Annotated in this window: 15 protein-coding genes; 3 read left to right on the top strand and 12 right to left on the bottom strand. The window is 57.3% G+C overall.

Translation table 11 applies throughout. The features are described 5' to 3' along the window. Positions 1 to 49 precede the first annotated feature (49 nt). Entirely contained in the window at positions 50 to 3,331 is a 3,282-nt protein-coding gene (locus UH5x_RS01810; RefSeq protein WP_482634511.1) for a PVC-type heme-binding CxxCH protein, read from the bottom strand. A gap of 26 nt (positions 3,332 to 3,357) precedes the next feature. Between UH5x_RS01810 and UH5x_RS01805 the strand changes: the two genes are divergently transcribed. Both UH5x_RS01805 and UH5x_RS01800 read left to right on the top strand, forming a co-directional pair. Then, a complete protein-coding gene (locus tag UH5x_RS01805; RefSeq protein ID WP_482634510.1) occupies positions 3,358 to 4,347 on the top strand; it encodes a rhomboid family intramembrane serine protease in 990 nt (329 codons plus the stop codon). 166 nt (positions 4,348 to 4,513) lie between these two features. Continuing rightward, complete coding sequence (locus UH5x_RS01800; RefSeq protein WP_482634509.1) at positions 4,514 to 6,034, top strand: sulfatase; 1,521 nt, start codon at positions 4,514 to 4,516, stop codon at positions 6,032 to 6,034. Here UH5x_RS01800 and UH5x_RS01795 read toward each other — a convergent pair. From UH5x_RS01795 to UH5x_RS01770, 6 genes are all read right to left on the bottom strand, one after another. After that, positions 5,998 to 6,453, bottom strand: coding sequence for a hypothetical protein (locus UH5x_RS01795; protein ID WP_482634508.1), 456 nt, complete (start codon positions 6,451 to 6,453; stop codon positions 5,998 to 6,000). The two genes, UH5x_RS01800 and UH5x_RS01795, sit on opposite strands and share 37 nt — an antisense overlap. A gap of 41 nt (positions 6,454 to 6,494) precedes the next feature. Next, on the bottom strand, positions 6,495 to 7,310 hold the full coding sequence (locus UH5x_RS01790; RefSeq protein WP_482634507.1) for a family 16 glycosylhydrolase: 816 nt from the start codon (positions 7,308 to 7,310) through the stop codon (positions 6,495 to 6,497). Between the two features lie 351 nt (positions 7,311 to 7,661). Then, a complete protein-coding gene (locus UH5x_RS01785) occupies positions 7,662 to 8,891 on the bottom strand; it encodes an alpha/beta hydrolase family protein (protein ID WP_482634506.1) in 1,230 nt (409 codons plus the stop codon). Between the two features lie 65 nt (positions 8,892 to 8,956). Further along, a complete protein-coding gene (locus UH5x_RS01780) occupies positions 8,957 to 9,391 on the bottom strand; it encodes a hypothetical protein (protein ID WP_482634505.1) in 435 nt (144 codons plus the stop codon). 1,394 nt (positions 9,392 to 10,785) lie between these two features. Beyond that, entirely contained in the window at positions 10,786 to 12,207 is a 1,422-nt protein-coding gene (locus UH5x_RS01775) for a PstS family phosphate ABC transporter substrate-binding protein (RefSeq protein WP_482634504.1), read from the bottom strand. 12 nt (positions 12,208 to 12,219) lie between these two features. After that, the gene (locus UH5x_RS01770; RefSeq protein ID WP_482634503.1) at positions 12,220 to 12,735 is read right to left on the bottom strand and encodes a hypothetical protein; all 516 of its coding nucleotides are present in this window, start codon (positions 12,733 to 12,735) and stop codon (positions 12,220 to 12,222) included. Positions 12,736 to 13,126: 391 nt separating this feature from the next. Between UH5x_RS01770 and UH5x_RS01765 the strand changes: the two genes are divergently transcribed. Next, positions 13,127 to 14,674 (top strand): sulfatase family protein, encoded by a 1,548-nt coding sequence (locus UH5x_RS01765; protein ID WP_482634502.1) that lies wholly within the window; start codon positions 13,127 to 13,129, stop codon positions 14,672 to 14,674. Positions 14,675 to 15,182: 508 nt separating this feature from the next. Here the strand turns inward: UH5x_RS01765 and UH5x_RS01760 are convergent. The 5 genes from UH5x_RS01760 to UH5x_RS01740 form a co-directional block, all read right to left on the bottom strand. Continuing rightward, entirely contained in the window at positions 15,183 to 16,127 is a 945-nt protein-coding gene (locus UH5x_RS01760) for an anti-sigma factor domain-containing protein (protein ID WP_482634501.1), read from the bottom strand. Next, positions 16,124 to 16,720, bottom strand: a complete 597-nt coding sequence (locus tag UH5x_RS01755; protein ID WP_047816215.1) for an RNA polymerase sigma factor — start codon at positions 16,718 to 16,720, stop codon at positions 16,124 to 16,126. Before UH5x_RS01755 ends, UH5x_RS01760 begins: the two co-directional genes overlap by 4 nt. 228 nt (positions 16,721 to 16,948) lie before the next feature. Further along, a complete protein-coding gene (locus UH5x_RS01750) occupies positions 16,949 to 18,097 on the bottom strand; it encodes a fasciclin domain-containing protein (RefSeq protein ID WP_482634500.1) in 1,149 nt (382 codons plus the stop codon). A gap of 497 nt (positions 18,098 to 18,594) precedes the next feature. Then, a complete protein-coding gene (locus tag UH5x_RS01745) occupies positions 18,595 to 20,028 on the bottom strand; it encodes a DUF1501 domain-containing protein (protein WP_482634499.1) in 1,434 nt (477 codons plus the stop codon). Between the two features lie 63 nt (positions 20,029 to 20,091). Then, a complete protein-coding gene (locus UH5x_RS01740) occupies positions 20,092 to 23,181 on the bottom strand; it encodes a PSD1 and planctomycete cytochrome C domain-containing protein (RefSeq protein WP_482634498.1) in 3,090 nt (1,029 codons plus the stop codon). Between the last annotated feature and the right edge of the window lie 8 nt (positions 23,182 to 23,189).

The raw sequence follows: 23,189 nt of genomic DNA, 5'->3' as shown, positions 1-23,189 counted from the left end.
TGATTGCGGGAAAACCGAAAGTCTTGACGACTTTCGCTACGACGGGAACCTACCTCTCGTCCGGCAACGCCACCTGGGTTGGACTCTGCAGGTACCCGATCAAGTCAACCACTTGCTGCTCCGTCATCGGTTGCAGCAAACCGCTAGGCATCGGTGATTGCTCGGTCACGGCCTCCAAATCAATGTCGTCGTTTGCCAACACCCAGGTCTGATCCGCGGCGACAATCGTGGTGGTCTGCCGGGTCCGCTGTGTGACCAAGCCCACCAACAATCGCCCATCGGCCGTCACGATTTTTGTCGCTCGGTAGTCCGCCCCCACGACGGAGTCCGGGTCGATGATGTTATGCAACAAGTAACCAAGATCGCTCCGCTGAGCCCCTGTCAAATCCGGCCCCACCTTGCCGCCCGTTCCAAACAGTTGATGGCAATTCGCACACGCGGACTGAAACAAGGCCCGCCCGGCCGAAGCATCCGCCTTGGCCAACCGCTCGCGTGTCAAGGATTGCGTCCAATGCTCGATCTCCTGCTTCCGATCGTCAGGCGTGTCCTTGATTCGCCCCCACACGCTTTCAACACGCTCGGTCAAATCATTGTCCTCCAGCGACAAAATGGTTCGCACATGCGAGGCGGTCAGCACCTCTTTGGGACGCTTCTTCTGCTCAATCGCCGTCAACAACACGTCCGCGAAAACGGCTCGGGAACACAGCAACCCCACCACGCCAGAACGGCGCGGGGCTCGAAACCGATTCAGGTTGTCAAGCAACAAACTTCCCACCGCTGGCATCTCAATCGTTGACAACGCGGGAGCCAATTTCGCGTTGACGCGTGGATCCTTGATCAAAGGCATTGCCAACCGAACGATGTAGGAATCGGGAATGGCATCGTCCGCCCCCCTCGATTCAATCAGCCCCCGAACCGCGGCCAATCGCTCCAGAATATCCGCGTCACCATCGCCAGCGACCGCCGCCATCTCACCAACGCTTTGGCCTTCGCCGAACAACGTGTTCAACTTGCGAAGGGTTTCCGCGTGTTTGGTCTGCAAGTCCTCATGAGCCGCCAACACCGCTTGGAAATCGCCCCAGTCTTCCGGACGCTCCGCCTTTCGCACTCCCACAATTCCAGCTGACACACCTTCCAAGAACGCATCCGCGCACGCCACGTTGGCTTTGCCATCCAAATCATGATCGCCGCGCAGGCGTCGTGTCACCGACGTCACTAAACTCGCAAACACCTTCGGGTGCTGGTCGCCTCGTTCGGCCAACGCTCGCGAAATCAGTCGTGTGGTGGTTGGAATCTGGCATTGCTCCCCGCCAACAAGCAACTCATCGGGGTGCTCGTCCGCGCACGCCATCAACCCGTACCAGATCATCATTCCCTGGTTGTGATCGTCCGCGTCCTCGATGCCAGAATCCAACTCCGTCAAGAAATCCGCCAACTCACCTCGCAAACCCAACGGCAATCGCTGCAGAATCGACGAGAGCGTCAATCGCACCGAAGCAACATCGGCCTCCGCATGCTTCAGAAAATCGCTCGAATAAGCACGGTACTCGTCGTACACCTTCTCCTCCGCTGCCACACTCGCCGAAGTTGGCCCGAACACATCGTCGATCGGCCAATGTTGCGTCATCAAGCGAAAGCACCATGAGCGAACGTGCGGCGACGGATCAGCGACACCTTCGAACAAAACCTTGCGAGACAAACCGCCAGAAACGTTCAGCGTCCATAACATCCGCAAGCGTTGTTGCGGATTGGTTCCCTCGACATCTTTGAATTGTTTCAACAACGCCGCGTTCAGTTCGCTGGCGTCGGCACCTCCGGCAGCGGCTTCCGCGATTTGCAATCGAGACTGATGCGAAAACCAACGATCGCCCGCCAATTGAAATGCGATCGTTTGCTCAACGTTGATTCCGGGTTCGTTCAGCTTTGCAAGCCGATCAGCCACGTCGTCCGGAGTTCCCGCTTCATAGCGAATTTGGAAAACGCGGCCACTCGACCGGTGAACTCCCGAGTGCTCATGGCACTCGCCCAAGTCCGCCCAATCCAAAACAATCACGTTGCCATCCGGACCCGCGGACAGCTCCATCCCGCGGAACCAAACGTCGTCGCTCAGGAAAATGTCCTTCTCGTGCTTGCCGACATAGCCGGTTCCTTGAGGTTCCAATCGTTCGCGATTCACACGACGCCCATGAAAATTCAACGTGTACAGGTCTTCTTGGTATTCCTTCGGCCAAGTCGACTCTTGATAGATCATCATGCCCACGTGAGCGTGCCCGCCCCCGTAGTCATTCGCGGCCCCGTCACGTGAGTCTTGCCATTTTCCGGAGGTGTCGAAGTGATAGTGGTCAGCGTGCTGATCAATCAACTCATAAGCGTTCGGGTTCGGGTCCAAAGTGAACGGTCGGTGAAGATGAGCCCCGTGAATGCCATGCCACAGATGACCGTTGACGGTGTTGATGAAAAACAACTCGCCGTTGCGATCAAAATCGTGTCCCCAGGGGTTCGTCGTCCCGTGACACAGGACCTCGAAGTGATGCGTGTCCACGTTGTACCGCCAGATGCCGCCCTCGAGCGCAGTCCGCTCGCCATCAGGAGTCCCCGGCACTCCAATCCGCCCTGGGCACGATCCACCACAACGCCCGTACAGCCAGCCATCCGGTCCAAAACGCAACCCGTTGGCCAAGTTGTGATAGTTCTGCTCTGCAATCGTGAACCCGTCCAAGATGACCCGAGGAGCCGAATCTGGAACCGAGTTCGCATCCGCATCCGGCACGAACAACAGTTGTGGCGGGCACATCAACCACACACCGCCTCGCCCCACCTCGACGCTGGTCAAATGCTGCACCGAGTCTAAAAACACGGATCGTGAATCCGCGACCCCGTCTAGATTTTCATCCTTGAAGACCAGAACTCGATCGCGTTGATCGTCCCGCCACGACACGCCACGCTGTCCATACGTGTAGTTCTCCGCGACCCACAGCTGCCCTTTCCGGTCCCACGCCAAATCGATCGGATTCTGGACGTCTGGTTCGCTCGCGAAGATGGTCGCCGAAAATCCCTCTGGCATCTCGATCGCGTCAGCGGCCTCCTGAGGCGACAGCAGGGGTGGACCTGCGAGCTTGCCATCGGCGTCCAATTCTGCGAGAGGTTCTGTGTTGATCGGCGCAGGAAACTCATCGGCCAAGGCAGGTGAACTGACGACCAGGCTCGCCAGCAAGCCAATCCCCCACGCCAGCCCGCGTGTTTGGCGACAGGACGACGCAAGATGCAGCCCGCTGCGTCGCGCCCCCACCCGTGCAAATTCCGCGAGATCAACGTAGAACATGGAAGTCATTTTCGTTTCGAACAAGAAAGATTGATATGCGGCGAATCGGCAATTTTTCCGATCCCAAATTGGCGGACCAATTCAACGACTTCCTGCAGACTCAGAGAATTCCTGCGAAAGTCGACCACGACGAAAACTCCCATGATATCTGGATCCGCGACGAGAAAGATGTCGCGGCGGCCCGAGAAGCCATGGAAGAGTTCAAACAGTCGCCCGGTGCAGCCAAATTCAACGTTTCCGCCGAAGCCGCTCGCTTGCGCAAAGAAGACGAGGCGGAAAAGCAGCGCAAGCTCGCATTGCAAAAGAAGTCGCAGCAAAAGCTGCGGAGTTCATCGGGGGCGTTCGGAGGGCGAACCGCCATGTCCGGCAACATCCCCGTCGTCATCGGCATGATCGTGATTTGTGGCGTGATCAGTTACGCCACCAACTTTGCCCAGCCCAAACCGCTTCGCAACCTTCCCGACCAAATGACAATGGAAGGTTGGGAACAGGGCGACTATTTTTCATTCGAACAGAAACTGTTCTTCGGCCTGACCCTGGCCGGGGAGGTCGACTACAAAAAAACAGATGACCCGTGGGTATCAATCAAGAAGGGGGAGGTCTGGCGACTGATCACCCCCGCATTCTTGCACGGTTCGCCCATGCACCTGGTCTTCAACATGATGGCCCTGTTCACGCTGGGCAGTGTCGTCGAACGTTTGCACGGCTCGCTGTTCATCGCGGGACTGCTGCTGATTTCTCATCTCGTCGGAACGATCGTTCAAGTCGTCCTGCCCGATTGGCTGGAAGGCCCCATGGCAATCGGAGCATCCGGTGCCGTGTTCGGGGTCTTCGGATTCATCTGGATTCGGCCCAAGTTCCAACCGTCCTATCCTGTTGGCATCCCTCCGTTCAATGTCTACCTGATGCTCGGCTTCATGTTCGCCTGCATGACGCCGCTGATTCAGGGCATCGCCAACGGTGCCCACGTCGGTGGTTTGCTGACCGGGATGGCCATCGCCGCACTGGCCCCCAAAAGCATCTGACGAATTCATTCGTCCATCTTCGCTGGTAGGCCGGATCAAGCCGCTTCGGCGCTGCTCCGGCAGTCGAACTGCCATCGCCCACTGACCGGTGACAACGTCTCCCAAACGGTTCAGCTACACTTGTGGACAAACTCCCATGCCCCACATTTGACTCCCGATTGCCCAGGTGACCAGGTTGCTTTCGTTCCGCCAAAAACTCGCTTCCAATCGCATCGCTGAAACAGCCAAACGGGTCGGCGCACTCGCCCTCGCACTGTTCTTCATCCGCCCAGCTCTCGGCGAAGAACGCCCCAACGTCTTGCTGATCATCGCCGATGACCTGAATTGTGCGATCGGCCCCTATGGCGACCCCAATGCGATCACGCCCCACCTGGATGCACTCGCGGAACGCGGGCTGGTGTTCGATCGAACCTACTGCCAACAAGCCGTCTGCAATCCCTCGCGTTCCTCGTTCTTGACCGGACTGCGTCCTGACACAGTGGGCGTCGATGACCTACGCAAAAGTTTTCGCGAGACCGCTCCCAACGGCGCCTCGCTGGTCACGCTGCCGCAACACTTCAAGAACCATGGCTACTTCTGCCAAGACATTGGCAAGATCTTTCACAACATGGGCGACACCCAAGACCGCCAATCATGGTCGATGGACGAAGCCTTCCACGCAGGAACGCATGCCGCCGACACCGTGCACTCCAACACACCCGTCGCCTTGCGTGTTCGCAAGATCAAGAAGGCACCGGTGACGGAAGCGCTCGACGTGCCCGACACCGCCTATCGCGACGGGCAGATCGCTCGTTTGGCCGCCTCCGTGATTCGCGACTACCCCCGCGACTCTGCCCCGTTCTTCTTGGGCGTCGGATTCTGGCGTCCTCATTTGCCCTTCGTTGCACCAAAGAAGTACTGGGACCTCTACGATCCGGAGCAAATCACCGCTCCCGAACTCGAATCCAAACCGCTCGATGTCCCCGACATCGCGATGCACATTTCGCGGGAACTTCACGGGTACGATGGGGTCCCCAAGCAAGCCGAATTGTCACCGGAACTGAAACGACATCTTCGCCATGGGTACTACGCTTCGATCAGCTTCCTCGATGCCCAAGTTGGGCTGATCTTGGATGCACTCAAAGTAAGCGGCCAGCAAGACAACACACTTGTCGCTTTCGTTTCGGACCACGGATTCCACATCGGCGAAAAAACGTTGTGGGGCAAGACCAGCAACTTCGAGCTCGACGCCAGAGTTCCTCTGATCATCGCGGATCCACGCACCGACCAGACGGGCCAGCGAACCAATTGCCTGACCGAATTGGTTGATCTCTACCCCACCCTTGCATCTCTCGCGGGCATCGCTGACGACCTCCCCGAGAACTTGGAAGGATCCGACCTCTCGTCGCTGCTCACGACCCCAAACCAAATGCTGAAGACCGCCGCCTTCACCCAGCACCAGCATCCGTTTTACGCACCTCGCGAAAAGTGGATCGCGTGGGGCTACTCCGTCCGCACGGCCGATTGGCGATACACCCAGTGGCGATCGATCCAGGACAATCAAATCATCGCGGAAGAACTTTACGATCATCGCACCAACCCGACCGAAAGCCCAAACGTCATTGAGCAACACCCCGAAGTCGCTCGCAAGCATGCCAAACAGCTCGCCAATCATCCCGCGTCTTCTTCTGGCCGTTTGTCGGATTGAGCCCCCGCATTGCTCAAATTCGCGATCAAGTCTTTGAATGCCTTTTGAGCGGCGTCGATCAAACGCCCCATTTCTACCTGGGCAGCTTTCATTTGCTTGAGACGTTCCAGGTTCTTCACGTCCTGACCTGACCGGATGCCTTGCAACAATCCGCCTACCGAGGATTGCCATCGACTAGCGGTCACGCTGAACTCGTTTCTCAGTTGATTCACCTGATCCAACGATTGGTGTGTCCGCCCCTGCTGATCCTCCTTCTCGGCTTCTGCAAGCTGGCAAGCGAACAGATGAAACCCCGTCAAACCGCTGACCACACGCCCATTCGGCAGACCGCGAATTTGACCTCCGGGAAGTGACTGCGTCCTTCGCACGGTCGCCAGAACCAAAGCAAACTGTCCTCGCCTCGACAGATCGAGATCCATTCCCTCACCCTCAATCGAAAGCCCCGCTCGCCCATCACCACTCACTCTTCGATTTCCCAAACCCGCACGTAATCGACTTCCATCGTGGTGGGAAGTTCAGTGGCTTGATGAGCAACATTGGCCCGCAAACGATTGTCCGCAAACACCGCAAACGGTGCACGCAGCCCAAGCGAAATTGCCACGTTCATTTCTCGATCCCAGTGGACGTTCTTCTTGCGTCCCACTTCGACTCCATCCACATACCAAACAATCTCCTCGCGTCCCACACGGCATCCGTACGTGTGGAATTCTTCTCCCGGATCGAATGGTGCTTTGTATTCGTTTGCCTGGGTGTCTTGAAAGCGCTCATCATTCGGTCGTTGCCACCCTCGCCCAGCGATTCCCGGCTTGCCATTCGACACGATCGCGTGGAGGTTGTGATCCATGATCCGTCGATTCCCCTCGACTCGGTCTCCCCGCTGAGACAATTCCACGATGTCAATTTCGCTGTAGCGAACCTCGCCGGCTGATACGATCGAATCATCAATCTTGCTGTACAGCCAGAACGATGGGCACACTCCGGGAAACACCGACGATCCCTTGATCCTTGCTTCGTAATACCCATAGGTTCCAACCGCATACGACTTCAGCATGCCGGATGTGAACGGGGTGGGATTCCCACTTTGGTCCCGCAACACATCAGTGGCCCCCTCTTTCGAATCAACACGCCGAACCGTCAGCGTGAGCACTCCGTTGGCCACGGTGGCGTTGGAATCGTTGTCCCACGTCCAGGCACCAAAGTTCTCGGGACGCTTGTTCCACTTTCGCCAATCGACCTCTTCGCCTTTGAAGTCATCCGAACGGTTCCACTTGATCACCCATTTTTCGCTCGCCTTCGCAGTCAGCGGCCTCGCATTCCGCTCAGATTGCGATAGGGCAGGAACGACCGGCAGAAGCAGCCAAAAAACCAAGGTGAAGATTCGCATCATGACAGGGCAACGACCTAAAAAGGAAAGATAAAAACACGCTTGATCAGCACAGGCTGATAACGCGGGAACCGTTCGTCAATCACTCCGTCTTAGCAGAGTGACGCAAGCGGACTGTTCATTGAGTCACGCTCCAATCTGTCATGTCGGCCGTTTGGACGTTCGCCCCGGTTCCTCTCATGTGAGCCGTTTGGGCGTTAGCCCCGGTTCCGTGAATGATCGAAGCCGTTTCCGACCGTTCCCCTAACGACTCAAATGCTGATCCGCGAACCTGAGATACTGTTCCCAATCGTTCGCAGTGATATCGTGATCACCTTCTCGCAAGTGATAGCCGATGGTCGTGTGAATCGGTTGCCCAGGTGCAGGGAAATCCTCCTGTGTCAAAGCAGGTTGTCCCAACAGTTCATAAACCGGGCTGGCATGTTTCGCCGCCAAGAATTCTCCCTTGGGATCCGCCCAACGATCGTTCGTGGCACTGGCAACATACAACGGCCGAGGAGCGACGAGGGCCAGCAGCATGTGCTGGTCCACCGGCAACGCGTCTTCCCGATGCTGGTACTGATGGTGATTGGTGCAGAACCAATATTCCACCGGCTTGATCATGTGATGAATCCGTTCCCCAAAGCAACGCCGGTACAACGCCGCTCCACCACAGCCGGAATCATTGCTGATCACCATCGCGAATCGAGTGTCTTGAGCCCCCGCCCAAAGGGCAGCTTTGCCCAACCGCGAATGCCCCACGACCGCCATTCGCGTCGCATCCACGCGTGGCTCCATTTCCAGGCGATCCAAAACTCGCGACAACGCCCAACCCCATGCACCAATGGAGCCCCATTCCGTCGGCTCCGGTTTGGTCTGTCCCTCCCGGTAGAACAACGGGTGAATGCCGTCCGTGAAGTCGTTGCGATAATTGTCAGGATCAACCTGGTCACGATGAATCGTGGCAAGCGCGTACCCTCGATCAATGATTTCTTCCACTTGCCAACGACTGGCGGAAGAACCACGTTCCTTCCCCGTTCCTTGATCCAAAATTCCCGGGTCAGAATGAATCGTTTGATTCCCATTGAAATTCAAGCCGACAAACCCAGCGACTGGAGCCTCCGGAGCGTTCGGCAGATAAATCAAGATATCAATCCGGTACGCATCCTCCCCAAAGAATGCAGCCACCTGTTTTCGCGTGGCACGCCCACCCAAAGCGTTCGGATCCGTCTCCATCACCTCATACCGCACCGACAATTCCTGACTCGGCGTCTTCCCATACACCGATTCTTCAAACATCCGCAGCACTTCCCCACGCCGATGCATCATCCATTCCTCTCGCCCCACCGACTGCCCGGCGTGGTCAATCAACGGATCCGGCAAATCGTAGGCAGGCACCTTCGCTTCATCATAGTTGGTATCCGCGGGCTCTTTCCCGAGCGCCACCGTTGAACCGACCGCCACCAGAATCAACATCGTCAACGCACGAAACATCTTTGCCTTTCCCTCAATATTTCCCAAAACCTCTGGGCAACCCATCGCCCCAGTGCCTGCGCAAATCATACCCCATCTTCGGTGTCTGGTTTCGTCCCCCAACACCAGATCAGAACACGTGTCACCAAGTGCAGAGGCCGCCAATAGCCTCGCGGTTCTCCTGGCAACGCAATGGCACAGTAAGCCGCAGCCGAAAGGGTGCCGGCGACATAGGCCCCCGCCAAAGCAAACAGTGAGATCACACCAAACGCGTCGTCATCCCAGTGTCGGTGATTCAAGAGTAAGAAAGCAAAATCAAAAACAAAAGCAGCGACAAAGAACCGCCGTCGCTCGCCATGCACTTCAAAAGCGACCACTGGAAGAATGCACATCGCACAGAAATGAAGCAGCCAGGCCAGCACGGTCAAAACCGCAGGCAAAACACCCTCCAGCCAAAACACACAAGCCAACGCCGCAAACAGCGTCCAGAAAAGGAGCGAGCGAATCGAGAATTGAAACATTCGTCTTTCAGTGAACTGGCCAAGGATGATGAACAGAAGCAGATCGAGTCCCCCCAGATCATACAGGACGAACGTCCTCCAACGCACAAGGATGGGAAGTGGACTTGAGTGCGACGCGGCTTGGCAGTTGAAAGCTGCTCGACGGAACAGTTGGGGACAACGGTTCTACTCTGGCGCGTGTCGTCTCTTCCCATCGCCCCGGAAGGGGCCGCCGTCCTTAGCTCGGGGCGGAAGCCCCGAGAATGATAACGAACAACCGAATCTCGCCCCGGACGGGGCCGTCGTGGGAGACACTGTGTTGTTGCGCCGCGTGACTCAAACGATTCCAAGTGGACTCGGGTGCGACATAGCTTGGCAGTTGAAAGCTGCCCGACGGAACAGTTGGGGACAACGGTTCTACTCTGGCGTTTGTCGTCTCTTCCCATCGCCCCGGAAGGGGCCGCCGTTCTTAGCTCGGGGCGGAAGCCCCGAGAACGATGACGAACAACCGAATCTCGCCCCGGACGGGGCCGTCGTGGGAGACGCTGTGTTGTTGCGCCGCGTGACTCAAACGATTCCAAGTGGACTTAGGTTCGGCGTGGCTTGGCGGTTGAGAACTGCTCGACGGAACAGTTGGAGACAACGGTTCTACTCTGGCGATTGTCGTCTCTTCCCATCGCCCCGGACGGGGCCGCCGTCCTTAGCTCGGGGCGGAAGCCCCGAGACCGATGACGAACAACGGAAGCTCGCCCCGGACGGGGCCGTCGTGGGAGACACTGTGTTGTTGCGCCGCGTGACTCAAACGATTCCAAGTGGACTCGGGTGCGACGTGGCTTGGCGGTTGAGAACTGCTTGACGGAACAGTTGGGGACAACGGTTCTACTCTGGCGTTTGTCGTCTCTTCCCATCGCCCGGACGGGGCCGCTGTTCTTAGCTCGGGGCGGAAGCCCCGAGAATGATAACGAACAACCGAATCTCGCCCCGGACGGGGCCGTCGTGGGAGACACTGTGTTGTATCGCGGCGTGACTCAAACGATTCCAAGTGGACTTGGGTTCGGCTTGGCTTGGCAGTTGAAAGCTGCTCGACGGAACAGTTGGAGACAACGGTTCTACTCTGGCATTTGTCGTCTCTTCCCATCGCCCCGGACGGGGCCGCCGTCCTTAGCTCGGGGCGGAAGCCCCGAGAACGATGACGAACAACCGAATCTCGCCCCGGACGGGGCCGTCGTGGGAGACACTGTGTTGTATCGCGGCGTGACTCAAACGATTCCAAGTGGACTTGGGTTCGGCTTGGCTTGGCAGTTGAAAGCTGCTCGACGGAACAGTTGGGGACAACGGTTCTACTCTGGCGTTTGTCGTCTCTTCGCGACGGCCCAGAAGAGATGCGATTGCAGAGTGCAAATGGCCCCGCGCGGTCAGAAACTCGGTCGGTAGCCTTCTGTCAACTTCAAGGATTGTTGCTCGTGCATCGATTGATCCAGCGGAATCAGCCCGGTGTTGATGACCACGATCTGCCCCTGCTTCGAGATCGCATATCGCAGGAAGGTGGCGGTCGCTTCGTCCATCGGTTTGCCTTCTGGTTTGAAGGCGACAGCGTACAAATGTCTCGCCAACGGATACTGCCCCGAATAAACCGGTTTGAAACGGCGTTGCAAAGACGGGTCGTTCGCGTTTCGCTCGTTGAAGAATTGGCGATACGGTTCGTTGTCGTTCTGTGCGATTGCGATGGGGCGAACCGAATCCACCGAAAAGTCCAATCCGGCGTAGCCAATCGCGGCCAACGAACCACCTACCTCATCCACGACTGCGACCGAGTCCTCTTGGGGTTGGTAGTCACGACGAAACTCGCCGCCGTCGAGGACAACATCGACGAAAAAGTCTCGCGTTCCCGACAGCTCATTTCGTCCGTAAACCGAAATCGGCTCATCGGGGAACGGAGGCAAAACAAACTTGCCCCACGTCAATTCGCGTCCTGCTTTTTGCGGGCCAAAGATGCTGGCGACTTCCGCAAGCGTCAGCCCACGCAACGGGTTGTCCTGGTGCACGTAAACCGCCAAAGCATCCAGTCCCACCTGAACGACGACCGGCGGTGTTTGAAACTGTTTCCGAAACGCTGCCAATTCATCACGGGTTGGCGCCCGACTCATCAAACCAATTTCAGCTTCACCGGCGATCAATGCAGGAATTGCCGAAACGGTTCCCTTCGATTCCAGTTCCATGGACACCGTTGGTGTGAATCGACTGAATTCTTCAATCCATCCCAACGCCACCGGACGGAGCGTGTCGGATCCGGCGATCCGAAGTGTTCCCGCAGGAACCTCCACCGGTTCAAACGAAGCGAGACCAGCCACCCCTTCGCCGCTGGGCGCCGAAACAGTCGCCTTGGGCTCGGACGATGCGGTTGCCGTTCCGTTGATGCTGCTCGCCAAAATCGGCAACCCAAGCGCCAACATCGCACTGACCGCCAAACCGATCGTTGCCTTGCCAGCGTCCCGAAAAATGATGCCTGTTGTCTCCTTCAATGGCGGAGCCTTCAACAACAATGAGATTGCCGTTTCGCGGCCGGCCAACAATCCCAAGAACACCCACGTCGTGCTCATCGGCATGTTGCTGTATTCCTTGAAGATCACCAGGATGAAACCATAGATGAAATCAACCACGGTGGCGGATCGAATGTCCCCGGTGTTGGTTTTGCTGGTCACGATCTGCTGGATTTCACCGCCGCGACGCGAAAAAATGAACGCGTGCAAGCCGAGCATCACGATGGCGGCAAAGAAGAAATATGGTGCGTCCAATTTTCGCGGCAAATACACAAAGATGTTTGCCAAGTCATGCATCAACCACTGGCTCTACAGGAACGCCGTCGACACCCACTGAAGCATATACCAAGGCTTCGCGGCGGGTTTGTCTTTGGAGTCAGCGATTTTCTTTTCAAACGTCTTCGCGATCAGCACATAAACACCGATGGCGACGAAGAACGACACCAAGTATCCCAGCATCGACTTGGTCAACATGGATGTCATGTTGCCAGGTGCGAAAACAGCCAAGACCAAAAACGTGGTGCTGACGGGGACTCCGAATCGCGTCAAAAACAATATGATGATCGGCGGAATGATATGCAACCAAGTGATCCCGCCGGCCGGTTGTGGGAACTTCGAAAGACGACCGAACGACACGTCGCCGTCATTGGAGATCCAGCCATAAACGAACACGATCATCAGCACGGTGCAGGCGAACGCCCACAGCAACCACCACGGTCGCTTGGCATTGGAACTCAGAAACGTGCCCAACGTCTGAATCGCATCGTTCGCCACGATGGAATAGGCCGCCAACAGAAAGCCAACGATCGCAAAGGTTTCGGTCATGTGGAATCGAAAGAGAGCGGGGAGTGATCAACAGTTCAACTTCTGGCGGGGTAGCATATTGAGCCCCCATTTGCTCGGAAACTCAAAAACCCCCAGGCCCCACCAACCTTCGCCCAAACTTCATTTTTCGATTGAGGAAACGGACCAAGCGTGACCTCATTTCGAACACGCTTAGCGAAAGAATGAGATTGAGCCACCGTGCTCGCTCATCCAAACGCTTTTTTCGCACGACGAATTTGGAAGGCAATTCTTCGGAACTTTGAAGTGTGGCGTCGAATCGTTTTGTGCGGAAACAAGACAGGCGGATTGACCTGTTCAAACCCTGGAATCGCACTGTCGGGGACCAACTCCCTAACGCGCCGCTTGCCTCCACAAGAAATGGAGAGCGGATATGATGGTGCCGAAAACTCGATTCACCGACACTTCTTTGATTGCTGCTTTGACCATGATGCTTGGATTGATTCGCTGGAAATCGTTGGCTCTCACGTGGGCGACTTTGTTTGCTCTTCACGGCGCACTTGAGACACGGGCGTCCTCGGCCGCAAAGCCGAACGTGGTGATGATCTTGACGGACGACCAAGCCCCGTGGGCGTTCGCCGAAGCGGTTCGTTCCGGGCAGTTTGATGACGTCCCGATTCCTTCGACACCGAACATGGATCGCTTGGCGGCAGAAGGAGCCGTCTTTCGGAATTTCTTCTGCACGACGCCAGTGTGCAGTCCCGCTCGCGCGACCTTGATGACAGGCCGCTACGCCAGTGAATTCGGGATCACCGACTTCATCCCGCAGCCGGGCCACAAACTCTACGATCCCGACGCTCCGATTTATCTGGATCCCAACACGACCGTCACCTTCGCAGAAGTGCTCCAACGTCAGGGCTATCGCACCGGTTTGGTCGGCAAGTGGCATCTCGGCGACTGGATGGCACCGGAGGATCGCGACAAACACCCGACCCAGCATGGGTTCGATTCGTTCATGGGGCTGACGGGAGGCGGGACGTCACCGGACAACCCGGAACTGGAACTCGACGACAAAGTCCAGACTTTCGAGGGACTGACAACGGACATCCTGACGGATCATGCCATCGAGTTTGTGGAACACAACGTGGACCGTCCGTTCTTCCTGTGCCTATCGACTCGTGCTCCTCATGGCCGCTGGCTGCCGGTCGCGCCGGAGGACTGGGAACCCTACGACACGATGGATCCAACTATCCCGGAGTACCCCGGCCTGGATTCGCAGAGAATTCGCAAAATGATGAAGGAGTACTTGGCCAGCACGACTGGCGTGGACCGCAACTTGGGACGCCTTCTGAAAACACTGGATGACAAGAACCTATCCGCCAACACGATTGTGATCTTCACGTCGGATCACGGGTTCAACATGGGTCACAATGGCATCTGGCACAAAGGCAATGGGATCTGGGCGACGAAACAAAAGCCACCAGGCGAAATGCACCAAGGCACTCGCGTGATCTCAGACAAGTATCGCCCCAATCTTTACGACCATTCACTGCGTGTGCCGGCGATCGTGAGATGGCCCGGCGTGGTGAAGCCTTCCGCCGTGATTGAGCACACCGCATCTCACTTGGATTGGTTCCCGACGCTGTGCGCCGTGGCGGGTGACCAAGCGGCCGCCAAAGGTTTGATGGGCCGAGACCTGACACCGCTGTTGAAAGGTGAATCGCCCCCGAACTGGGAACAGGAACTGTACACCGAGTACGACATGATCCGCTACGCGACCGCATCCCTGAAAGGCTACCGCACCCCGCGATACAAACTCATTCGCGATCGACACAATGAAGGACGCGACGAGTTCTATGATTTGCAGTCCGATCCTGGGGAACACCACAACCTGATCCGCGAACCAGAAGCGCAGCCCGTGATCCAAGACCTCGACGCAAAGCTGCGAAAGATGGAAGCAAAAGTGCAAGACCGCAGGTGAGCCGGCAATTGCCACCGCCCCGCGGTTGAACCAGTCGCGGAGCGACGAAATCCGTCAGCCTTGGGTTTCAACCCAAGGCCCCCATCGCGCCAACACACCCGCCAAGTCGCGGAGCGACGACAGCCGGGAACACGTTCTGAACAACTGTCGCCGCTCCGCGGCTTGGCCGTTGCGGGTGACGCCTCTCTAACCTCGGGTTGAAACCCGAGGCTACCAACTGTCACCGCTCCGCGGTTGAACCAGTCGCGGAGCGACGAAATCCGTCAGCCTTGGGTTTCAACCCAAGGTCCCCGACCCCCCAACACACCCGCCAAGTCGCGGAGCGACGACAGCCGGGAACACGTTCCGAACAACTGTCGCCGCTCCGCGGCTTGGCCGTTGCGGGTGACGCCTCTCTAACCTCGGGTTGAAACCCGAGGCTACCTACTGTCACCGCTCCGCGGTTGAATGCACCGGTTTTGGATGCCCCAACACGATCACCTCGGCCGGATGGATGCGTTGTCTGGCACTACTGAACCGAAGCCAACAGTGGCAGATTCTCTTGCGATGACACGACCACCCCGCCCGGCTTTTCAACCGTGATCGCGAAAGCGACCGGATCCAGGACTTTCAATTTCGCTGCGATCGGAACCACCACTTCTCCGGTCGAATCAATGTCGAAGACGCCACCGTCGATCGGTTCGTCATCCCGCGCTGGGTCAATGATCCACAACTGGTACTGCTCCACCGTCACATCGTTCACAGGCATCCCAACAAAACGCATGTAACCGTTTTGGGATTCGTTGCTCCACACAACGTCCCCCTTCACTTCCGTTTGGAACGGATGCTTGCCATCGCCCCACGCAACTTGGACCACATCTTCCGCTTCGTTCAACAGCAACAAACGCTCCGCCGCGGCGGTCGTCTCGGAATTCCCAAGACCATCCCACTCACTCCCGCGCCACAGCCCCAACGCCAACAAGGCGGAGGCAGCGAACGCCAGCCAAGCGGCAGCTTCGCGGGGCCTCATACCGGTTCGCTTTGGCGGCTGGCCCATTTCCAACGGAGCAGGCGTGACCGCGTTGTCCACCGAATCGTCCGTCCGTTGCTCGCTTCCGATTCCGGTTCCAGAAACCTCCGCGAGCACGCGTCCTGCGTCTGCCTGGATCTTCTCGCGTAAGCCGGCGGGCAGTTCCGCATCCGGGCTGGTGTCGGAATCTTGAGACCGCCGAAAGGACAAAGCCATATCCACCGCGGCCGCCGTTTTCTCCAGCTCGAAGAACGTCGCCAAATCGGCCTCGGTCTCCTGCCAGTTCGAAACTTCGTCGTGCTCTTGCTCAGACAGATCACCAAGGACTTTCCCCGCCAAGAGCTCCTGCGCACGAAGTGGCAAACGCAAGTCGTTGTTGGAAGCGTCGCTGCCGGGATCCCCAGGATTGTTGGTCGGCTGGAAGTCGTCTGGTCGCTCACTCATAGCCCACCCCCGCTTTGATCAGCAGCCGCAACAATCGGGCTGCGACCTTGTCGATTCATGCATTCTTTCAAACTGAGCAACGCTCGCCTCGCGTTTGACTTGACCGTCCCCAGCGGCATGCCGATGACTTCGGAGATTCTTCCGTGCGACAGCCCTCGATGAATCGACAAATCAATCACCTTCTGCTGTTCAACGGATAACTTCCTCAAACAACTGTCCGCCTTACGGGCTTCGTCTGCCAGCTCCGCTGCACGGCTGCCTGCCGTTGCGGATTCATCCGCCTGTTCATTGACGAGTAAATCACCGCCACCAACCTCGCACTCAGTCGGACGAATGCCACGACGCATTCGGTCAATGATTCTGCGTCGAGCGATCATGGCAATGAATGTGACCTCGGTGGACTTTTCGGAATCAAACCGAGCCGCGTTTTGCCAGATGGAAACAAACGCTTCCTGGACCGCATCCTCCGCGTCTTCGGCCGTGGGTGCCAATCGCCGGGCAAGTGACCAGACGAGACGCCCATATTGGTCCAGGCAATCTCCGACTGCAGAATGCTCTCCCGCAGCGATTCGCTCTAAAATTGAGTTACTCAAGTCCGCCTTCGCTCAGTTGAATTCAGGTCTTGTTATCAAGTGTTCCACCAGCATGAACGCTGGATCTCACAACACCATGGGGCCAAACATTTGAATCCCCTCGTTCGTCACGGCCCGTGCAGTATACCGTGGCTGCTCTGCCGCGCAACGGACAAGCGAGCTTCAATGTGAATGAAACTCGCTCGCTCGATTTGGGTCGACGACGAAGCAGAAATCGATGCTCGCAGCTTAGCGGTTGGCCACAATCTGACCGTACATCTGGTCGATGCCGGTTCGCAATGTCCAAGCACGCTGGGTTGGGCAGGTGGTGTGGTTGGCACTCGTCAAGACAGTCGACATGTGACTGTTCAGCGAGTCACCAAGATTCGCAGACATCAGCTCGGTCATCGTGTTGTGGTACAAGTCTGCACATGCAGCGTGGTGGCCGGCGTTGAACAAATGAGCACCTTGAGCGACCGTGTTCTCAATCACTCGACGAGCGTCGACAGCATTCTCTGGTGGAAGCAGTACCGCATCAATGATGTGGATGACGCCGTTCGAAGCGTCCACATCAGTCGCAACCAACTTTGAGTCGTTGATCATGGCACCACCGTCAGTCACTTTGATAGCAACTGGCGATCCTTGAAGTGTTTTGGCAGACTTCGCTGCGACAGCGTCTTCCGAGTACACGCGGCCCGCGACAACGTGGTACTTCAAGATGGCGACCAACTTCTCCTTGTTCTCTGGCTTCAACAAAGACGCAACCGTCCCTTCGGGCAACTTCGCGAATGCTTCGTCCGTCGGTGCGAAGACAGTGAAGGGGCCTTCGCTGCCGAGCACTTCGGCCAGTCCAGCAGCCTTCGCTGCAGCAAGCAACGTCTTGAAACTACCAGCCGCATCCGCAGTCTCTGGAATGGTCTTGTTGGCTGGCAAAATCACGCTGTCGATGATGTGGATCACGCCGTTGTCGCAAACGATGTCCGTGGTCACAACGTTGGCACCATCGACCATGACGCTGGAACCATCCACTTTGATGTCGACTCGTTGGCCGTTGACGGTCTGGGCACCCTTCAAGCCGACCACTTGTTCCGACATCACTTTGCCCGCGACGACGTGGTAAGTCAGGACGCCAGCCAATTTGCCTTTATTTTCAGGCTTGAGCAATGTCTCCACCGTGCCGGCTGGCAGCTTCTCGAAAGCCGCGTCCGTCGGTGCAAAGACGGTGAATGGACCGTCACCCTTTAGAGTGTCGACCAGGTCAGCAGCACCGAGTGCAGCCGCAAGTGTCTTGAACTTGCCCGCACCAACTGCGGTATCAACAATGTCGGCGGCAGTTGCTGATGCGGCACTCATGCCAATGAGAGCCACGGCGAACAAACTGGTCAGTGTCTTTTTCATCTTTCTGTCTCTCAAACGAATGTTTTGAATTTCCAAAACCACGTCTCTTCTGCGTGGTTGTTTGAGAGTTCGCAGCCAGGCAGGCTTTGGATGCAGAAAGATTTCAAACAAATGAAATTTCTCCGATCGCCACGTTCAAACAAGGGAAACCGCACCAATCTCGCACGAGACTTGGTTGATGCCGGCCTGCGAAGCGAGCAGTCGCCCCGCTCCGAGGATCGACAAATTGCAAACGGCGTGCTCGGAAGTTTGAATTCCCCCACCTGATCGCAGAGACCATGCCGTTTTCAGGTGCTGTGCCAGCAGCGTCATGAGCCCTCCGCCCGACGAAGGAGGTTGTGCAGTTTATCGAGGCCGCGTTTTAGCGGGTTTCAGCATTTGAGAACCTCTCCCGAAACGAAGTTTGGGGGGAGGTCGAGCGACGCCGTTCAGGCGTACGCGAGGGAGGGGGCCGAGCATGGGAAGCGGCGCGGATTGCCCACGCCCGGACGACCGAATCAAGCCAAGAGGTCGTGCACCACCTGGGACGGTTCCACGCCCGTCAATTTAAAATCGAGGCCTTGGTAGCGGTGGGTGAAACGCTCATGGTCGATGCCCAACACATGCAGTGCAGTGGCGTGCAAGTCGCGTACATGAACCGGATTTTCGACGACGTTGTAGCTGAAGTCATCGGTTTGCCCGTGAGACGTCCCAGGTTTGATGCCGGCACCCGCCATCCAAATCGTGAAGCAGCGAGGATGGTGATCGCGACCGGCTTCGGGTGAATCCCATTTGCCTTGCCCCGCGACTCCGCGTCCAAATTCACCACCCCAAATGATCAACGTTTCGTCGAGCAAACCGCGCTGCTTCAAATCTTTGACCAACGCGGCACTCGGTTGATCCGTGTCAACGCAGCGCGAAACGCACCAAGAACTGAGCCGCGAGTGATGATCCCAATCGGGGTGAAACAATTGAATGAACCGCACATCACGCTCCGCCAAACGACGCGCCAGAATGCAGTTCGCCGCGTAACTGCCTGGCCGCCGTGAATCGGGTCCGTACAGTTCAAATGTTTCGTCAGATTCGTCTCTCAAGTCGGTCAATTCAGGGATGCTGGTTTGCATCCGAAACGCCATCTCGTACTGGGAGATCCGGGTTTCGATTTCCGGGTCCATGGTTTCGGCGTGATGCGATCGATTGAGCGACGCCAACCCGTCCAACATCTCTCGACGCAGTTCGCGAGGAAAACCATCGGGATCATTCAAGTACAGGACGGGATCCTTCGCACTCCGCAGTTTGACGCCCTGGTGCTTGGACGGCAGAAACCCGCTGCCCCAATAATGGTCGTACAGCGGTTGGTCGCTGGGACGCTTCATTTTCGAAATCAGCACCACGTAATCGGGCAGATTTTTGTTCATGCTGCCCAGCCCGTAACTGGCCCAGGCACCAAAACTGGGACGTCCTGGCAGCTGGTGGCCGGTTAGAAACTTGGTCATCGCGGGCGCGTGATTGATCTCGTCGGTGACCATGGATTTGACAAAGCAAAGTTCATCAGAAATGGATCCGATGTGCGGCAACCACTCGCCGATCAATCGCCCGCATTCACCGTGGCGATGAAATTTGGTGATCGCCGGCAGAATCAATTGCTTTTGGTTCTTGGTCATCCCGGTCAGGCGTTGTCCCTGACGAACACTGTCGGGCAGTTCCGTACCGGCCAGCTTGGGCAGATTGGGTTTGTGATCGAACAGTTCGATCTGTGAGGGGCCGCCGGATTGGGTCAGAAAGATGACTCGCTTGGCTTTCGGTGCAAAGTGCGGCAGGCTGGATTTCAGTTCCGCAGCGGCCAACTCATCGCCCAGCATGGCCCCTGCCGCCAACGCACCAAAATTGAACCCGGCCTGGTGGAGGAAACTGCGTCGTCCGAGCTGTCGTTGAATTTCGTGAGGGTTCATAGGAATCGGAGAGTTGTGGGGACGAGGCTGGTGGTTTGTGTGGAGGCGGGCCGGCGAAGCGACTCATTCACGTGTCATGGCTTCATCCAAATTCAAAATCAGGCTGGCGGTGGTCTGCCAGGCCGCGGTTTCGGCAGCCACGCCTTCGCCAGGCGGCTCGGTTTGCCCAACCGTACAAAACTCCATCGCGTCTTCCAGATGGTCTGCGTAGTGCTGGTTCACGCGGGTCCAGACAGATTGCAACGCGGCCAATTCCTGCGTGCTGAGCTTTCGCGATAGAACACGACTCGCCAGCTCATTCGCGTTGGATTCCCAGGTTGTTTTCTGGGACGACTCCGCCTGGCCAACGATCGCATCGGCAATGGACCGAGATGATTCCAACATGGTTGTGTCGTTCATCAGCGTCAGTGCATGCAGCGGCGTGTTGGTGCGGCGAACGCCGACTTCGCAAACACGGCGTTGGGCACTGTCAAACAGAAACGTGGGGGCACTGCTGCGACGCCAAAATGCATACAAAGTGCGTCGGTACTGCCGATCCCCGAGACTGGGTTGATAGTCGAACCGGCCCATGGTGATCTCCGCCCACACGCCCGGCGGTTGGTAGGGATAAACGGGCGGTCCACCGACGGTGGGATCCAGCAATCCGGACACCCGAAGGGCGTTGTCACGGATCATCCAGGCAGGCAAACGGAACCGAGGGGCTCTGGCCAGCAATCGGTTTTCGGGATCCCGTTCTAACAACTCGGCCGTTGCCACACTGCTCTGCCGATACGTCTGGCTGGTCGCGATCAGCCGCAGGATGTGCCTCAGGTCCCAATCGTTTTCCATCAGCTCGACCGCCAACCAATCCAGCAATTTGGGGTGCGTTGGCAGTTCACCTTGCAAGCCGAAGTCGTCGGGGGTTCGAACCAACCCAGCACCGAACATCAGTTGCCACATGTGGTTGGCGGCAACACGAGCCGTGAGCGGGTTTTCGGGATCGACGATCCAGTGCGCCAGGTCCAACCGCGTGCGAGCCTTTTCGGCTGGCCAATCCAACACACTGGGGAGGACAGCGGGCTGGACCACATCGCCCTTGGCATCCCAGACGCCACGCAACAGCACGTGAGTGTCTCGCGGTTTTTCGCGTTCCTTCAACACCATGACTTTTCGCGGTTCGGACTGTTTCTTTAGATCTGCAAGTTGTTTCCGTGCTCGTTTCAAACGATTGGATGCGAACTGGTATTCGTCATCGCCCAACAGAAACTGGTCAAGCAGACGCTGGCGGAGTTTCTCGTCGACCGGGGCGTCAGTTGTTTGCTCGTTGGAGTTCAGACGCTCAACAAGTTCTGAGATCGGAGACCCGCCGTCGACCCGCCGAACCGTTTCGCCTTGTTCCGATGACAGGGAAATTCGGAACCGGCCGATATTGGCGTGCCCATGGGTGGATCGATGACGCAGCAACACAACGAATTGGTCCCCGGGTTCGACTTGCCAAGGTTGATCCAGTTCGTAGACACCGACGTGTGGTGAAATGGTTTCGGCACCGTCGGTTGTCCAACCGTCGCGAGCGTCATCGTTGAGTGTTTCGCGAATGCCGCCGTACTTGCTGTCCCAGTCGGTTTCGCGTTTTTTGTCGGCTTCGTAGTCGGCGATCGCCTGAGACAAATCCAGTTGGCTCTCGGAGGGACTGCCTTCGCGGCGGCCCATGGCGAGGACGCTGGTCAGTGTGAACTCACCGTTGCCGTCTCGCGCAAAACGTCCGTTCACATGCGACGAATGAGGAAACACTTCGATTCGGATCCCGGTGACACGAGGCATGCCACTGGGGATTTGCATGACCACTCGGTAGTCGTCTTGAACCGGCGTTGGCCCCTGCGTTTGCACGATTGCATCGGCTTCGAGTTCGAACTCGGTTCCCTCGCTGCTGTTCAGTTTCGGCGGCGGCGTGTGCCAAACCGAATGTTCGGAGCGTGGATTGCTACGGTACTCTGACAACCATTTTTCAAAGCGTTCCACCGCACACTGTTTCTCAGCGACTTCGGCTTCTTCGCACTGCGTGACAAACGTCGCGAATTCGTGGACTTGAGAATCGACGTTGGGGGATTCGAAATCGAGATAGGGCGTTGCTTTCATCCCTGCTCGACCATCCTCGTCGATGCTATTGAAGTAGGCCGCCAATGAGTAGTAATCGTGATGCGTGATGGGATCAAATTTGTGCGTGTGGCACTGCACGCAGCCGAGCGTCAGCCCCAACCAAACCGTGCCGGTCGTGTTGACTCGGTCGATGACGTAGTCGATGCGAGATTCTTCGGGGTCGCGGCCGCCTTCGCCGTTCGTCATGTGATTGCGATGAAAACACGTCGCCAATTTTTGTTCGGCGGTTGCATCCGGCAACAGGTCGCCAGCGAATTGTTCGATCGTGAATTCGTCAAACGGTCGGTTCTTGTCGAATTGTTCGATCACCCAATCCCGCCAAGGCCAATTTTCGCGAGTCCCATCTTGTTGAAAGCCGTCGGAATCGGAATAGCGAGCGGCGTCGAGCCACCACATCGCCATGCGTTCGGCATGATGCGGCGATTCGAGAAACTGATCCACGAACCGGGGCCATTGAGCATCCATCCACGCCGCATCGATGTCCTCGGGCAATTCCGCGATTTGCGCCGGCGTCGGTGACATGCCCGTCAAGTCAAACGCGAAACGCCGCAACTGTGTGACTGGCGGCGCGAGTGGACTGAGCGTCAGACCGTTCTCTGCGAGTTTCTCGACCACAAACGCATCGATCGGATGCGGTGCCGTGTCAGGAACGCTGGGCCGGGTCAGCTTTTCGAACGACCAGTGCTTTCCCCATTTGGCACCATCCAGAATCCATTGCCGGATCGCCTCGCGTTCCTTGTCGCTGAGCGGTTTCCGATGCGAATCCGTCGGCGGCATGATTGCGTCTTCGTCATCCGAAACGATCCGATTCCAAAGCTCACTGTTGTCGAGATCGCCGGCCTGCACCGCCGCGTAGCCACCGCGGTCTTCCTTGGCGGCCGATTCAAGGTCCAATCTTAAGTCCGCTTCGCGATTGCCTTCATCAGGTCCATGGCAATGAAAGCAGCGATCCGACAGAACCGGCAGAACGTCACGCGAAAACGAAACCTCGTCGGCCGGAGCGACGGATGCGTCCATCGATCCAA

This window comes from Rhodopirellula sp. UH5, from assembly GCF_056839225.1.
The sequence above is the reverse complement of the archived record's forward strand: the minus strand, read 5'-3'. Positions and strand labels throughout refer to the sequence as shown.